12 protein-coding genes are annotated in these 15,033 nt (G+C 71.7%); 8 read left to right on the top strand and 4 right to left on the bottom strand.

What is annotated here, in order from left to right:
* Position 1 precedes the first annotated feature (1 nt).
* The 3 genes from secF (at position 2) to ACH427_RS25325 (ending at position 4,416) form a co-directional block, all read left to right on the top strand.
* Positions 2 to 1,117, top strand: coding sequence for a protein translocase subunit SecF (gene secF / locus ACH427_RS25335; RefSeq protein ID WP_398872832.1), 1,116 nt, complete (start codon positions 2 to 4; stop codon positions 1,115 to 1,117).
* Entirely contained in the window at positions 1,114 to 1,680 is a 567-nt protein-coding gene (locus tag ACH427_RS25330) for an adenine phosphoribosyltransferase (protein ID WP_398872830.1), read from the top strand. Before secF ends, ACH427_RS25330 begins: the two co-directional genes overlap by 4 nt.
* A 177-nt stretch (positions 1,681 to 1,857) precedes the next feature.
* On the top strand, positions 1,858 to 4,416 hold the full coding sequence (locus tag ACH427_RS25325) for a RelA/SpoT family protein (RefSeq protein WP_398872828.1): 2,559 nt from the start codon (positions 1,858 to 1,860) through the stop codon (positions 4,414 to 4,416).
* An 87-nt stretch (positions 4,417 to 4,503) separates the two neighbouring features.
* On the opposite strand, the gene ACH427_RS25320 is transcribed toward ACH427_RS25325, so the two are convergent.
* Positions 4,504 to 5,733: a DUF349 domain-containing protein gene (locus ACH427_RS25320; RefSeq protein ID WP_398872826.1), complete on the bottom strand. Its 1,230-nt coding sequence runs from the start codon at positions 5,731 to 5,733 to the stop codon at positions 4,504 to 4,506.
* A gap of 272 nt (positions 5,734 to 6,005) precedes the next feature.
* The gene (locus ACH427_RS25315) at positions 6,006 to 6,827 is read right to left on the bottom strand and encodes a peptidylprolyl isomerase (protein WP_398872824.1); all 822 of its coding nucleotides are present in this window, start codon (positions 6,825 to 6,827) and stop codon (positions 6,006 to 6,008) included.
* Positions 6,828 to 7,010: 183 nt separating this feature from the next.
* On the opposite strand from ACH427_RS25315, the gene ACH427_RS25310 reads away from it, so the two are divergent.
* From ACH427_RS25310 to ACH427_RS25295, 4 genes are all read left to right on the top strand, one after another.
* The gene (locus tag ACH427_RS25310) at positions 7,011 to 7,733 is read left to right on the top strand and encodes an MBL fold metallo-hydrolase (RefSeq protein WP_398872822.1); all 723 of its coding nucleotides are present in this window, start codon (positions 7,011 to 7,013) and stop codon (positions 7,731 to 7,733) included.
* An 11-nt stretch (positions 7,734 to 7,744) separates the two neighbouring features.
* Positions 7,745 to 9,007, top strand: coding sequence for a histidine--tRNA ligase (hisS, locus tag ACH427_RS25305; RefSeq protein ID WP_398872820.1), 1,263 nt, complete (start codon positions 7,745 to 7,747; stop codon positions 9,005 to 9,007).
* Between the two features lie 59 nt (positions 9,008 to 9,066).
* On the top strand, positions 9,067 to 9,708 hold the full coding sequence (locus tag ACH427_RS25300) for a vitamin K epoxide reductase family protein (protein WP_398872818.1): 642 nt from the start codon (positions 9,067 to 9,069) through the stop codon (positions 9,706 to 9,708).
* 82 nt (positions 9,709 to 9,790) lie between these two features.
* Entirely contained in the window at positions 9,791 to 11,149 is a 1,359-nt protein-coding gene (locus tag ACH427_RS25295) for a replication-associated recombination protein A (RefSeq protein WP_398872816.1), read from the top strand.
* A 30-nt stretch (positions 11,150 to 11,179) separates the two neighbouring features.
* Here ACH427_RS25295 and ACH427_RS25290 read toward each other — a convergent pair whose 3' ends face one another.
* Positions 11,180 to 11,911 carry a DUF2470 domain-containing protein gene (locus ACH427_RS25290; protein ID WP_398872814.1) on the bottom strand — a complete coding sequence of 244 codons (732 nt, stop codon included), beginning with the start codon at positions 11,909 to 11,911 and terminating at the stop codon, positions 11,180 to 11,182.
* Positions 11,912 to 12,099: 188 nt separating this feature from the next.
* On the opposite strand from ACH427_RS25290, the gene rpsD reads away from it, so the two are divergent.
* Complete coding sequence (gene rpsD / locus ACH427_RS25285; RefSeq protein WP_398872812.1) at positions 12,100 to 12,714, top strand: 30S ribosomal protein S4; 615 nt, start codon at positions 12,100 to 12,102, stop codon at positions 12,712 to 12,714.
* Between the two features lie 35 nt (positions 12,715 to 12,749).
* On the opposite strand, the gene ACH427_RS25280 is transcribed toward rpsD, so the two are convergent.
* Positions 12,750 to 14,978 (bottom strand): ATP-binding protein, encoded by a 2,229-nt coding sequence (locus ACH427_RS25280; protein WP_398872810.1) that lies wholly within the window; start codon positions 14,976 to 14,978, stop codon positions 12,750 to 12,752.
* Between the last annotated feature and the right edge of the window lie 55 nt (positions 14,979 to 15,033).

Genomic DNA, 15,033 nt, shown 5'->3' with positions numbered 1-15,033 from the left:
GATGTCGAAACTCGGCAACCTCGGCGCCCGGCTCTACCGCGGTGAGGTCGGTTACGACTTCGTCGGCAAGCGGAAGATCTGGTACGGCATCTCGATCCTCATCACGATCACGGCCATCGTCGGCCTGGCCGTGCGCGGCCTGAACATGGGCATCGAGTTCTCCGGCGGCGCGGTCTTCACCACGCCCACCACCTCCGTCTCGGCCGAGCAGGCCCAGCGGACCGCGCAGGACGCCTCCGGCCACCCCGCCATCGTCCAGAAGCTCGGCAACAAGACGCTGCGCGTTCAGGTCAGCGAGCTGTCCACCGAGCAGTCGCGGACGACCCAGGCGGCACTGGCCAAGAAGCTCGACGTCCCGCTGAACAAGATCAACGCCGATATCGTCGGCCCCAGCTGGGGCGACCAGATCGCCAACAAGGCATGGACGGGCCTGGCGGTCTTCATGATCCTTGTGGTGATCTACCTCGCGATCGCCTTCGAGTGGCGGATGGCCATCGCCGCCCTCATCGCCCTGATCCACGACCTCACCATCACCGTCGGGGTGTACGCCCTGGTGGGCTTCGAGGTCACCCCGGGCACGGTGATCGGTCTGCTGACCATCCTCGGTTACTCCCTCTACGACACCGTCGTCGTCTTCGACGGTCTGAAGGAGAGCTCGAAGGACCTCACCAAGCAGACCCGCTGGACCTACAGCGAGATCGCCAACCGCAGCCTCAACGGCACCCTGGTGCGCTCCATCAACACCACCGTCGTGGCGCTGCTGCCGGTCGCCGGCCTGCTCTTCATCGGCGGCGGCTTCCTGGGCGCGGGCATGCTCAACGACATCTCCCTCGCCCTCTTCGTCGGCCTCGCGGCCGGCGCGTACTCCTCGATCTTCATCGCCACCCCGCTGGTCGCCGACCTCAAGGAGCGCGACCCGCAGATGCGGGCCCTGGCCAAGCGGGTGGCGGCCAAGCGCGCCGCCGCGACGGCCAAGGCCGAGTCCGGCGAGGGCGAGCCGCAGGACGCCGAGCCCGTCGGCGAGGAGCCCGAGGACGCGGCCCCGGCCGGCATCGTCCGCCAGGCCACGCCCCGCAACCGCGGTGGCCGCGGCCGTCCCTCGGGGAAGCGCCGATGAGCGCCGTGGAGGTCGGCATGACCGACGAGAAGCTGCGTGAGGCGCTGCTGGCGCACATCCACGACGTCCCGGACTATCCGAAGCCGGGCGTGATGTTCAAGGACATCACCCCGCTGCTCGCGGACGCCGAGGCGTTCGGCCTGCTCACCGACACCTTCGCCGGGCTCTGCGAGCGCCTGGGCGCGACCAAGGTCGTCGGCCTGGAGGCCCGCGGGTTCATCCTGGGCGCCCCGGTCGCCGTCCGCGCGGGCGTCGGCTTCATCCCCGTGCGCAAGGCCGGCAAGCTCCCCGGAGCCTGCCTGGCGCAGTCGTACGAGCTGGAGTACGGCACCGCCGAGATCGAGATGCACGCCGACGCGGTGGGCCCGGGCGACCGGGTGCTCGTCATCGACGACGTGCTGGCCACCGGTGGCACGGCGGAGGCGGCGCTCCAGCTGATCCACCGGGCCGGTGCCGAGGTCGCGGGCGTCGCCGTGCTGATGGAGCTCGGCTTCCTCGACGGCCGGCAGCGGCTGGCCGAGGGCCTCGGCGAAGCGCCGCTGGAGGCGCTGATCACGCTCTGACCCGTCGAGGGACAGCGGCGTCGCACACGGCGACGCGGGGCGGGCACCGGGAGGATCCGGTGCCCGCCCCGCGTTTTCGCCCGGCACCGACCCGGCCGCGCGGCAGTCACGCCGCCCGGCTCGATACCATGGCAGTCCGGACCTGAACGGGGGGCCGGACCCGCATGAGGAGTGCTCTTGCCAGACGAGGCCCAGCCGCTCACCGCCGCACAGCCGGACAAGCCGTCTCCCGAGGCCGCGGCGGCCACGGGCACGCCCCAGGGCCGCCCCGACAGCGCGGCCGAGCCCGTGGACCGCACGGCTCCCACGGGACCCAAGGCCCCCAAGCCCTCCGAGGTCATGCCCGGCGCGCAGTCGGCCGACGGCGCGGGCAAGGCGGCCGTCGTGCCCACGGGCACGTCACCCGTCCGGCCCACCGCTCCGCAGGGACCCGCCCCGCGCCCCGGCTCCTCCAGCCGCGTCCGGGCCCGCCTCGCCCGCCTGGGCGTCCAGCGCTCCAGCCCGTACAACCCGGTGCTCGAGCCGCTGCTGCGCGTCGTCCGCGGCAACGACCCCAAGGCCGACACCGCGACGCTGCGGCAGATCGAGCGGGCCTATCAGGTGGCCGAGCGCTGGCACCGCGGGCAGAAGCGCAAGAGCGGCGACCCGTATATCACGCACCCCCTCGCGGTGACCACGATCCTCGCCGAGCTGGGCATGGACCCGGCCACGCTGATGGCGGGCCTGCTGCACGACACCGTCGAGGACACCGAGTACGGCCTGGACACCCTGCGCCGTGACTTCGGCGACCAGGTCGCCCTGCTGGTGGACGGCGTCACCAAGCTCGACCGGGTCAAGTTCGGCGAGGCCGCGCAGGCCGAGACCGTGCGCAAGATGGTCGTCGCCATGGCCAAGGACCCGCGTGTCCTGGTCATCAAGCTCGCCGACCGCCTGCACAACATGCGCACCATGCGCTACCTCAAGCGGGAGAAGCAGGAGAAGAAGGCCCGCGAGACGCTGGAGATCTACGCCCCGCTGGCGCACCGGCTGGGCATGAACACCATCAAGTGGGAGCTGGAGGACCTCGCCTTCGCGATCCTCTACCCCAAGATGTACGACGAGATCGTCCGCCTCGTCGCCGAGCGTGCCCCCAAGCGGGACGAATACCTGGCGATCGTCACCGACGAGGTCCAGGCCGACCTGCGCGCCGCCCGGATCAAGGCCACCGTCACCGGCCGCCCGAAGCACTACTACAGCGTCTACCAGAAGATGATCGTGCGGGGCCGTGACTTCGCCGAGATCTACGACCTGGTGGGCATCCGCGTCCTCGTCGACACCGTCCGCGACTGCTATGCGGCGCTCGGCACCGTCCACGCCCGGTGGAACCCGGTCCCGGGGCGGTTCAAGGACTACATCGCGATGCCGAAGTTCAACATGTACCAGTCGCTGCACACGACGGTCATAGGCCCCAGCGGCAAGCCCGTCGAGCTGCAGATCCGCACCTTCGACATGCACCGGCGCGCGGAGTACGGCATCGCCGCGCACTGGAAGTACAAGCAGGAAGCCGTCGCCGGGGCCTCCAAGGTCCGCACCGACGTGCCGAAGAACGCCGGGAAGAACCAGGACACCGTCAATGACATGGCCTGGCTGCGGCAGTTGCTGGACTGGCAGAAGGAGACCGAGGACCCGGGGGAGTTCCTGGAGTCCCTGCGCTTCGACCTCTCGCGCAACGAGGTCTTCGTCTTCACGCCCAAGGGCGATGTCATAGCGCTCCCGGCCGGGGCCACCCCGGTCGACTTCGCCTACGCCGTGCACACCGAGGTCGGCCACCGCACCATAGGCGCCCGGGTCAACGGCCGGCTCGTCCCCCTCGAATCGACCCTGGACAACGGCGACCTGGTCGAGGTCTTCACCTCCAAGGCCGCCGGCGCCGCCCCGTCCCGCGACTGGCTCGGCTTCGTCAAGTCACCCCGTGCCCGCAACAAGATCCGCGCCTGGTTCTCCAAGGAGCGCCGCGACGAGGCCATCGAGCAGGGCAAGGACGCCATCGCGCGCGCCATGCGCAAGCAGAACCTGCCGATCCAGCGGATCCTCACCGGCGACTCGCTGGTCACCCTCGCGCACGAGATGCGCTACCCCGACATCTCCTCCCTCTACGCCGCCATCGGCGAGGGCCACGTCGCCGCGCAGGGCGTCGTGCAGAAGCTGGTCCAGGCCCTCGGCGGGGAGGACGCGGCCACCGAGGACATCGAGGAGTCGGCGCCCATCCGCAGCCGCTCCAAGCGGCGTTCCAGCGCGGACCCGGGCGTGGTGGTCAAGGGTGTCGACGACGTGTGGGTGAAGCTGGCCCGCTGTTGTACGCCGGTGCCGGGCGACCCGATCATCGGCTTCGTCACCCGGGGCAACGGCATCTCGGTGCACCGCGCCGACTGCGTCAACGTCGACTCGCTCTCGCAGCAGCCCGAGCGGATCCTCGAGGTCGAGTGGGCGCCCACCCAGTCGTCGGTCTTCCTCGTCGCCATCCAGGTCGAGGCGCTGGACCGGTCCCGGCTGCTGTCGGACGTCACCCGCGTCCTGTCCGACCAGCACGTCAACATCCTCTCGGCGGCGGTGCAGACCTCCCGCGACCGGGTGGCCACCTCGCGCTTCACCTTCGAGATGGGCGACCCCAAGCACCTCGGTCATGTCCTCAAGGCGGTGCGGGGCGTGGAGGGCGTCTACGACGTCTACCGCGTGACCTCGGCTCGCAGGCCGTAGCCGCACACCGAGTTGTCAGCGCCCATGAGTAAGGGGCTCCGGCCATAGCCGGAGCCCCTTACCTCACGCGTCAGGCGTACGGCCCGATCAGCCGCCGAACTCCTCCAGGCCCTTCAGGGCCTGGTCCAGCAGCGCCTTGCGGCCCTCCAGCTCCTTGGCGAGCTTGTCGGCCTTGGCGTCGTTGCCCGCGGCACGCGCCTTGTCCGCCTGCTCCTGGAGCTTGTCGACCGCGGCCTGCAACTGCCCGGTCAGACCGGCCGCACGCGCCCGGGCCTCCGGGTTGGTGCGCCGCCACTCGCTCTCCTCGGCCTCCTGGAGCGCGCGCTCGACGGTGTGCATCCGGCCCTCGATCTTCGGCCGGGCGTCCCGCGGCACATGACCCACGGCCTCCCAGCGCTCGTTGATCGAACGGAACGCCGCCCGCGCCGCCTTGAGGTCCGTCACCGGGAGCAGCTTCTCGGCCTCGGCGACCAGCTCCTCCTTGCGGGTGAGGTTGACCTGCTGCTCGGCGTCGCGCTCGGCGAACACCTCGCTGCGCGCCTGGAAGAAGACGTCCTGCGCGCCGCGGAAGCGGGCCCACAGCTCGTCCTCCGCCTCGCGCTGGGCACGGCCGACGGCCTTCCAGTCGGCCATCAGATCGCGGTAACGCGCGGCCGTCGGGCCCCAGTCGGTGGACCCGGAGAGCGACTCGGCCTCGGCGACCAGCTTCTCCTTGGCCTTGCGGGCCTCCTCGCGCTGGGCGTCCAGCGACGCGAAGTGCGCCTTGCGCCGCTTGGAGAACGCCGAGCGCGCGTGCGAGAAGCGGTGCCACAGCTCGTCGTCCGCCTTGCGGTCCAGCCGCGGGAGGCCCTTCCAGGTCTCGACCAGGGCGCGCAGCCGCTCGCCGGCCGACCGCCACTGCTCGCTCGCGGCCAGCTCCTCGGCCTCGGCGACCAGCGCCTCCTTCGCCGTACGGGCCTCGTCGGACTGCTTCGCCTTGGCGGCCTTGCGCTCCTCGCGGCGCTTCTCGACCGTGGCCACGAGCTTGTCGAGCCGGACGCGCAGCGCGTCCAGATCGCCGACCGCGTGGTGCTCGTCGACCTGCGTCCGCAGGTGGTCGATCGCGGTCATCGCGTCCTTGGCCGACAGGTCGGTGGTCCTGACCCGGCGCTCGAGGAGGCCGATCTCGACGACCAGGCCCTCGTACTTGCGCTCGAAGTAGGCGAGTGCCTCGTCGGGGGAACCCGCCTGCCACGAGCCGACGACCTGCTCGCCGTCGGCGGTACGCACGTACACAGTCCCCGTCTCATCGACGCGGCCCCATGGGTCGCTGCTCACAGCGCCTCCTCCACATGATGCCGGGGCCGGTGCGCGGCCCCTCGGGCATCGTCCACAGTTGTTCCGGCAGGGCCGCGCCCTGACCGGTCCGACGGCTTGATCGATTGGGTGCGGGCAGCCGTCGGATCAGGCACCCTACACAACGCCAACATAGGCGACCGGTGGCCCGGCTGTCCGTATCCCGCGCGACCGAAATTTCGCCGTACGGAACGGATATCGGGCCCCGTGGCACGCCGGGAGGCGCGGCGGACGGCGGAAGACCCGGGCGGGCCTCAGGACTTGGTCACCGTCGCCTTGTCGATGACGACGGTCGCGTTGGGTGCGCCGTCGGGTGCACCGCCCTGCACACCGGCGTCGGCGATCTTCTTGAGCACCTTCATGCCCTCGGCGCCGATGGTGCCGACGGGGGTGTACTTCGGGTCCAGCTTGCTGTCCTGGTAGACCAGGAAGAACTGGCTGCCGCCGGAGTCGGGCTGGCCGGTGTTGGCCATCGCGAGGGTGCCGGCCGGATAGATGCCGTCCTTGATCCGGGGGTCCTTGAGGTTCTCGTCCGGGATCGTGTAGCCCGAACCGCCCATGCCGGTGCCCTTGGGGTCGCCGCACTGGAGCACGTAGATGCCGGCGCTGGTGAGCCGGTGGCACGGGCTGTGGTCGTAGAAACCCTCGCCGGCCAGGAAGTTGAACGAGTTCACCGTGTGCGGCGCCTTCTCGGCGTCGAGCTTGATGTCGATGGAGCCACAGGTCGTCTTCAGATCCATCGTGTACGAGGCCGACTTGTCGACGGCCATCGCGGGCTCGGACTTCCACGACTTGGCGGAGGGGGAGCCGGGGGCCGCCTTGGCGCACGGGTCCGGGCCCTTGCTCGGCGGCGTGGAGCTGTCCGGTGCCGCCGCGTCCGTGGTGTCCTTCTTGCCGTCGCCGGACAGCGCGCCCGTGGCATAGGCGGTCGCGCCCGCCGCGAGCACCACGGCGAGGCCCGCGGCGATCACCGCGTTACGGCGGCGCGCCTTGCGCCGGGCCGCCTCTCGGCGCTCCTGCTGCCGCTCGAACTTCTCCCGGGCGAGCTGCCGCCGCCGCTGCTCGTTACTGACCACCGGGTCGTCTCCTCGTGCCGTCTGGTCCATGGCGGACCGGGGTTGCGGGGTGTGCCCGTACCGTATACGGGTTCGCTGTGACCGGAGTGCCGCCGGTAGGCTCTGTACCGGCCGAGGTTTCCCACCGGGGAGCCCCCGCCGGTCCACTGCTGGAATTCTGCTGGTCGATCTTTAAGGACGAATGTGCTTATTGCCGGGTTCCCCGCCGGGGCCTGGGGCACCAATTGCTATCTGGTCGCCCCGGCCGCGGGTGAGGAGTGTGTGATCGTCGACCCGGGCCACCAGGCGGCCCCGGGTGTCGAGGAAGCGCTCAGGAAGCATCGGCTCAAGCCCGTCGCCGTCGTTCTCACCCATGGGCACATCGACCATGTCGCCTCGGTCGTCCCGGTGTGCGGCGCCCACGACGTCCCCGCCTGGATCCACCCCGCGGACCGCTACATGATGAGCGACCCGGAGAAGGGCCTCGGCCGCTCCATCGGGCAGCGCCTCATGGGCGAGCTGACCGTGGGCGAGCCGGACGACGTCAAGGAGCTCACCGACGGCGCCCGGCTGGACCTCGCCGGGCTGGAGTTCTCCGTCGCGCACGCGCCCGGCCATACCAAGGGGTCGGTGACCTTCCGGCTGCCCGAGACCGCCGACGTGCCGTCGGTGTTCTTCGCGGGTGACCTGTTGTTCGCCGGCTCCATCGGACGCACCGACCTGCCCGGCGGCGACCACGCCGAGATACTCCGGTCGCTGGCACGTGTGTGCCTGCCCCTGGACGACTCGACCGTGGTGCTGTCCGGCCACGGCCCCCAGACCAGCATCGGCCGCGAGCGCGCCACCAACCCGTACCTGCGGGATCTGGCAGAAGCGCGGCACGGCCTCGGAGAGGGCGCCACCGCCCCTCCGCGACGAGGAATGTGACGATTTTTCCCGTGAGTACGTTCAAGGCCCCCAAGGGCACCTACGACCTGACCCCGCCCGACTCCGCGGTCTACCTCGCGGTGCGCGAGGCCATCGCGGCGCCGCTCAAGCGCTCCGGCTACGGCTATATCGAGACCCCCGGCTTCGAGCAGGTCGAGCTCTTCTCCCGCGGTGTGGGCGAGTCCACCGACATCGTGACCAAGGAGATGTACACCCTCACCACGCGCGGCGGTGACCAGCTCGCGCTGCGCCCCGAGGGCACCGCCTCCGTGCTGCGCGCGGCCCTGGAGGCGAACCTGCACAAGACCGGCAACCTCCCGGTCAAGCTCTGGTACGCCGGCTCGTACTACCGCTACGAGCGCCCGCAGGCCGGCCGCTACCGCCACTTCTCGCAGGTCGGCGCGGAGGCCATCGGCGCGGAGGACCCGGCGCTCGACGCCGAGCTGATCATCCTGGCCGTCGACGCCTACAAGTCGCTGGGCCTGACGAACTTCCGCCTGCTGCTCAACTCCCTCGGCGACAAGGAGTGCCGTCCGGCCTACCGCGACGCGCTCCAGTCCTTCCTGCGCGGCCTCGACCTCGACGAGGACACCCGCCGCCGCATCGAGATCAACCCGCTGCGCGTCCTCGACGACAAGCGCGAGGCCGTGCAGAAGCAGCTCGTCGGCGCCCCGATGCTCCGTGACCACCTCTGCGAGGCGTGCAAGGAGTACCACGAGCAGGTGCGCGAGCTGCTGACCGCGGCGGGCGTCGCCTTCGAGGACGACGAGAAGCTGGTCCGCGGCCTGGACTACTACACCCGCACCACCTTCGAGTTCGTCCACGACGGCCTGGGCTCGCAGTCCGCGGTGGGCGGCGGCGGCCGCTACGACGGCCTGTCCGAGATGATCGGCGGACCGGCGCTGCCGTCGGTGGGCTGGGCGCTCGGCGTCGACCGCACGGTCCTGGCGCTCAAGGCGGAGGGCATCGAGCTCGACCTGCCCGCCGCGACGCGGGTCTTCGCCGTGCCGCTGGGCGACGAGGCCCGCCGGGTGCTCTTCGGTCTCGTGACCGAGCTGCGCCGGGCCGGTGTCGCCACCGACTTCGCCTTCGGCGGCAAGGGCCTGAAGAACGCCATGAAATCGGCCAACCGCTCGGGCGCCCGCTTCGCGCTCGTGGCGGGTGAGCGGGATCTCGCGGAGGGCGTCGTGCAGCTCAAGGACCTCGAGTCCGGCGAGCAGACACCTGTCGCATGCGACACCGTGGTGAGCGAACTCCTCTCCCGGCAGGGCTGATTGCCTGGCGGCTCGTGCAGAATGGGCCGCAAGGACCGACAGATGGGATCAAGGGCGCTATGACCACTTCGGCACTCGACCGCTCCGACACCGACGGCGACGAGCGGGACGGCCCTGCCACGGGACCCGTGGGTGGCGGCCGGGCGTTCGCCCTGCTGCTGGTCGTCACCGGTGCCATGGGACTGCTCGCGGCCTGGGTCATCACCCTCGACAAGTTCAAGCTGCTCGAGGACCCGAACTACGTCCCGGGGTGCAGCCTCAACCCCATCGTCTCCTGCGGCAACATCATGCAGAGCAAGCAGGCCGCGGCCTTCGGGTTCCCCAACCCGATGCTCGGCCTGGTCTGCTACGGCATCATCATCGCGATCGGCCTGGCGCTGCTCTCCGGCGCCCGCTTCCCGCGGTGGTACTGGCTGGGCATGGAGGCGGGCTGCCTCTTCGGCGTCGGCTTCGTGAGCTGGCTGCAGTACGAGTCGCTGTATGTGATCGGCTCGCTGTGTCTGTGGTGCTGCCTCGCCTGGGTCGGCACGATCGTCATGTTCTGGTATGTGACCGTGCAGAACGTCCGCCATGGGTTCATCCCCGCCCCGCGGGCGCTGCGCAACGCGGTGCTGGAGTTCCACTGGGTGATCCCGGTGATCCACATCGGCATCATCGGCATGCTGATCCTCACCAAGTGGTGGAGCTTCTGGACCGGCTGACCGGCCCGTGAGCGCCTGACCGACGCCGTCGGACCCCTCGGGTCCGGCGGCGTTGTCAGTGGCGTGGCATAGGGTTTTCGACGTGGAACCCGACCTCTTCATCGCAGCCGCCGAGGACCGCCAGGAGAAAGACCCGGCGAGCAGTCCGCTGGCCGTCCGCATGCGCCCGCGGACCCTCGACGAAGTCGTCGGCCAGGGCCATCTCCTCAAGCAGGGTTCACCGCTGCGCAGGCTGGTGGGGGAGGGGAGCGGCGGCCCGGCCGGGCCGTCCTCGGTGATCCTCTGGGGCCCGCCCGGCATCGGCAAGACGACCTTGGCCTACGTCGTCAGCCAGGCCACCAACAAGCGCTTCGTGGAGCTGTCCGCGATCACCGCCGGGGTCAAGGAGGTGCGGGCCGTCATCGACGGCGCCCGCCGCGCCTCGGGCGGTTACGGCAAGGAGACCGTCCTCTTCCTGGACGAGATCCACCGCTTCAGCAAGGCCCAGCAGGACTCCCTGCTGCCCGCCGTCGAGAATCGCTGGGTCACCCTGATCGCGGCCACCACGGAGAACCCGTACTTCTCGATCATCTCCCCCCTGCTGTCCCGCTCCCTGCTGCTGACCCTCCAGGCCCTCACCGACGACGACCTGCGCGGCCTGCTGCACCGCGCGCTCACCGACGAGCGCGGCCTCGGCGGCGCGGTGACGCTGCCGGAGGACGCGGAGGGGCATCTGCTGAGGATCGCCGGGGGCGACGCGCGGCGCGCGCTGACGGCCCTGGAGGCGGGCGCGGGCTCGGCCATCGCCAAGGGCGAGGCCGAGATCACCCTGGAGACGCTGGAGGAGGCCGTCGACCGCGCGGCCGTGCGCTACGACCGCGCCGGCGACCAGCACTACGACGTGGCCAGCGCTCTCATCAAGTCCATCCGCGGCTCCGACGTGGACGCCACCCTGCACTACCTGGCCCGGATGATCGAGGCCGGGGAGGATCCGCGGTTCATCGCCCGGCGGCTGATGATCTCCGCGAGCGAGGACGTCGGCATGGCCGACCCCACCGCGCTCCAGACGGCGGTGGCCGGTGCGCAGGCCGTCGCGCTGATCGGTTTCCCGGAGGCCCGGATCGTGCTCGGCCAGGTGGCCGTGGCGCTCGCCCTGGCCCCGAAGTCCAACGCGGCGTATCTGGCGATCGACGCGGCCCTCGCGGACGTCCGGGCGGGCCTCGCCGGGCCCGTGCCCCCGCACCTGCGCGACGGGCACTACAAGGGCGCCGAGAAGCTCGGCCACGCGCAGGGCTATCTCTATCCCCACGACCTGCCCGGCGGCATCGCCGCCCAGCAGTACGCGCCGGACGCGGTCCACGGCAAGCGTTACTACGAACCCACGCGCTACGGGGCGGAGGCGCGCTACGCGGACGTGGTGGAGCGGGTGCGCAAGCGGTTGCGGGGCGAGTCCGAGGGCTGAGCCCCGGCTCACCCCCGCGGCCGGGCCGGCTCAGTCCTCCGTGGCGTCGAAGAGCGCGTGCATCGCCTGCCGCAGGCCGGTGATGTCCCGCACCGGCCGCGGGAATTCGAAGCGCACGTCGAAGGACCGGTCGGCCGGGGTGCCCTCGCCGTGCGCGGTGGTGAACCGCACGCGCAGCCCGAAGCGGTCCAGCGAGAGCGGCACGGCCCGGTCGCGGGCGCAGCGCGGCCGCCGCTCGCCGAGCAGCGAGCTGAGGGCGCGCACCTGGTCGCCGTGCGAGGCGTGCAGGTGCTGGAGCAGCTCCGCCTCGTGCTCGATCAGCGGGTCGGGCTCGGCGCGGGCGAAGTCGTCCGCCTCGACGCTCTCCGCGCCCCACAGGTCGTCGACGCTGCTCTCGCCGACCTCCAGCCGCAGCATCATCCGGCCGGGCCCGGTCATCCCGGGCACCGAGGTCAGCCAGCCGGAGAGCCAGGCGCGGCCGCGGATCCGGTTGGGCACGGCGACCGGTGCGACGTCGGTGAGTTCCAGCACGGCGGCCAGCTCGTCGTCCTGGGCGTGTGTGGCGGCGCGTACGGCCGGGGAATCCGCGGGGAAGACCAGGAACACCTCGCCGTCGGGCCCCACGCTGCGGGCCTCGGGCGCGAGCAGTTCGGCGGGCAGCGCGGCGCCCGCGCCGGTCCCGCCGGTCAGCCCGGGAATGAGCAGTACCGCGGAGCATGTACTCTGTACGAGAGTTCGTGTGCGCTCGGCTGCTGACGGCATCCGCGCGATTTCAAGTCCGCTGGGACGCGGCTGACCACGATCTGATCGGACCTCCGTCGCGTCGACGCCATCAGTTGCGTCGGCCTCTTTCGTGCTGTCCGTGATGTGACTGGTGTTCCCCGGACGAGACATGCGATCTCCTTGAGTAAGGTGAGCCTAACCTAACCTACAACGGAGGTCTGGAGAACGTGCCTAACCAGTCGCGTCCCAAGGTCAAGAAGTCTCGTGCGCTCGGCATCGCGCTGACGCCGAAGGCCGTCAAGTACTTCGAGGCCCGCCCCTACCCGCCGGGCGAGCACGGCCGTGGCCGCAAGCAGAACTCGGACTACAAGGTCCGTCTGCTCGAGAAGCAGCGTCTGCGCGCCCAGTACGACATCAGCGAGCGCCAGATGGCCCGCGCCTACGACCGTGCCAAGAAGGCCGAGGGCAAGACGGGCGAGGCGCTGGTCGTCGAGCTCGAGCGCCGCCTCGACGCACTGGTCCTGCGTTCGGGCATCGCCCGCACCATCTACCAGGCCCGCCAGATGGTCGTCCACGGCCACATCCAGGTCAACGGTGGCAAGGTCGACAAGCCGTCGTTCCGCGTCCGTCCCGACGACGTCGTGACGGTCCGCGAGCGCAGCCGCTCCAAGCACCCCTTCCAGGTCGCGATGGCCGGTGGCTACGACACCGAGGGCGAGACCCCGCGCTACCTCCAGGTCAACCTGGCCGCGCTGGCCTTCCGCCTGGACCGTGAGCCGAACCGCAAGGAGATCCCCGTGATCTGCGACGAGCAGCTCGTCGTCGAGTACTACGCCCGCTGATCCGGCGGTAGTAGCGGCTCTTCCGAGCTCCTCGCTCAGCCCGTCGTCTCCCCGGCCCCCGTGGCCGGTGAGACGGCGGGCTCGCGCGTTTCCGGCGGGCGTACGGGCCCCCGGGCCACCGGCACCGCCGGAGGCAGCTCCGGTCCGCAGCCCACCCGGGCCACCACCGCGTCGAGGTCCAGCCCGGCCCCCTCGCGCACGCACGCCTCGTACCGGCGCGTGCCCAGCAGCTCCCGGAGCCGGCGCTCGCACAGCGCGTGCGGGGCGTTGAAGTGCCGCGAACCGGACAGCGGCAGTCCCACCGACCGCCGCAGCCGCCCGGCCGCCCCCTGGAGCACCGCGGCCTCCTCGGCGCCGCCGGCACCCCCCGCCTCCTCCAGCGTCACCAGCGCCAGCAGTTCCACCGCGAGCACCGCGCCCCCCAGGTCGCGGAAGGCGTGGGCGGTGGCCAGGCACTCCCGGAGCAGCGGCCGGGCCCGTACGGCGTCCCCGCCGCTCCAGGCCGCGAGGGCCAGGATGTACAGCGCGTACGCCAGCGCCCGGCGCTCGCCGTGGGCCGCGCAGACCTCCCGCACCTCCTCGCACAGCGCCACCGCGCCCGGCAGGTCGCCCTGGAAGGCGACGGCCGTCGCCAGCTCCGCCTGGGCCGCGAGGACGTCGCTGTTCAGCTCGCCGGTCTCCTGATAGCGCGCCAGCGCCGACCGCAGCAGCTCCTCGGCGCGCGGCAGGTCGTCCGAGACCAGGGCCAGCAGGCCCGCCCGGTGCTCGGCGTAGGCCAGCGCCCGGGTGTGGCCGCCGTGCAGGGCCGTCTCACGGCACTCCGCCAGCGCCCCCACCGCGCGGGCCGGATCGCCCTGGAGCACCGCCACGTGACCCAGCACCCACAGGGCCTTCAGCCGGGTCTCCTCGTTGTCGGCCTCGGCCTCCAGCGCGCGGTCCAGCCAGTAGCGCCCCTCCGCGAGACGGCCGCAGCCGGTCCAGTGGAACCACAGCGTCGCCGCCAGGTACTGGCCGATGTGGGCCTCGCCCTTCTCCTCCAGGCTGTAGTCCAGCGCGAGCCGCAGATTAGGCAGCTCCGCCTCGATCCGGGCCGCCACCTCCGCCTGCCGGGGACTGAACCAGTCCAGCTCGCACCAGGTGACCAGGCCCATGTACCAGTCACGGTGCCTGCGCCGCATCCGCTCGCCGTCCGCCAGCGCGTCCAGCCAGCCCGCCCCGTACATCCGCACCGGGTCCAGCAGCCGGTAGCGCGGCCCCAGCGGGGTGTCCTCCCGCACCACCACGGACCGCGCCACCAGTTCCGCCAGCACGTCGAGCAGGCTCTCGGCGGGCAGCTCGGGGCCGGAGCAGACATACTCCGCCGCCTCCAGGTCGAACAGGCCCGCGAAGACCGTCAGCCGCGCCCACAGCAGCCGTTCGGCGGGCGTGCACAGCTCGTGGCTCCAGCCGATGGCCGTGCGCAGCGTCTGGTGGCGGGGCAGCGGGCCCGGCGCGCCCCCCGCCAGCAGCCGGAACCGGTCGTCCAGCCGCTCCAGCACCTGCGTCACCGACAGCGTGCCCAGCCGCGCCGCCGCGAGCTCCAGGGCCAGCGGGATGCCGTCGAGTCTGCGGCACAGCTCGTCCGCGGTGGCGCGCTCCGCCTCCCCGGCGCCGGCCCACGCGCCCCCCGCGCGGTCCTCGAAGAGCTCGGAGGACTCCGGGCCGGACAGCGGCGGCAGCGCGAAGACCTGCTCGCCCGCGACCCCCAGCGGCCGCCGGGACACCGCGAGCACCCGCAGCCCCGGCACCCCGCGCAACAGCGCCTTGACCAGGGCCGCACACGCCTCCGTCACCTGCTCGCACCCGTCCAGGACGAGCAGCGTCCGCCGCCCGGCGAGCTGCTCCAGCAGCCACGCGCGCGGCGGCCGGTCCGTGTGATCGGTCAGCCCCAGGGCCTCGGCGACCGTGTGGTCCAGCAGGGCCGGGTCGCTGAGCGAGGAGAGCTCGGCCAGCCAGGCCCCGTCGCAGAAGCGATCCTGCAAAGCGGTCGCGAGCCGGAGCGCCACGCGGGTCTTGCCCACGCCCCCGATCCCGGTCACCGTCACCAGCCGGGCCCGCTCCACCAGCGCGGCGAGCGCGTCCAGTTCGCGACCGCGGCCGATGAAGCGCGTGGGCCCGGCGGGCAGATTGCCCGGCGGATCCGGCCGGTGACAGCCCCGCGCGGCGACGCCGTGGACGCGGGAGGAGGGGGTGCCGGGAAGCGGTGAGCCGGAGAGTGGGGGCATGGCACACAGAGCGTACTGGTGAGTGTGCGCACCGTAAACTCCGGCAGGTGGGCAG

It is taken from the genome of Streptomyces sp. NPDC020379, assembly GCF_044387105.1.
Classification (GTDB): domain Bacteria; phylum Actinomycetota; class Actinomycetes; order Streptomycetales; family Streptomycetaceae; genus Streptomyces.
This window is presented reverse-complemented; position numbering and strand designations above follow the sequence as displayed.

Excerpts from the sequence above, each read along its gene's own strand:
- ACH427_RS25290 (WP_398872814.1), bottom strand. The coding sequence starts at position 11,911 with ATGCCGTCAGCAGCCGAGCGCACACGAACTCTCGTACAGAGTACATGC.
- ACH427_RS25280 (WP_398872810.1), bottom strand. The coding sequence starts at position 14,978 with ATGCCCCCACTCTCCGGCTCACCGCTTCCCGGCACCCCCTCCTCCCGC.
- secF (WP_398872832.1), top strand. The coding sequence starts at position 2 with ATGTCGAAACTCGGCAACCTCGGCGCCCGGCTCTACCGCGGTGAGGTC.
- ACH427_RS25300 (WP_398872818.1), top strand. The coding sequence starts at position 9,067 with ATGACCACTTCGGCACTCGACCGCTCCGACACCGACGGCGACGAGCGG.
- ACH427_RS25330 (WP_398872830.1), top strand. The coding sequence starts at position 1,114 with ATGAGCGCCGTGGAGGTCGGCATGACCGACGAGAAGCTGCGTGAGGCG.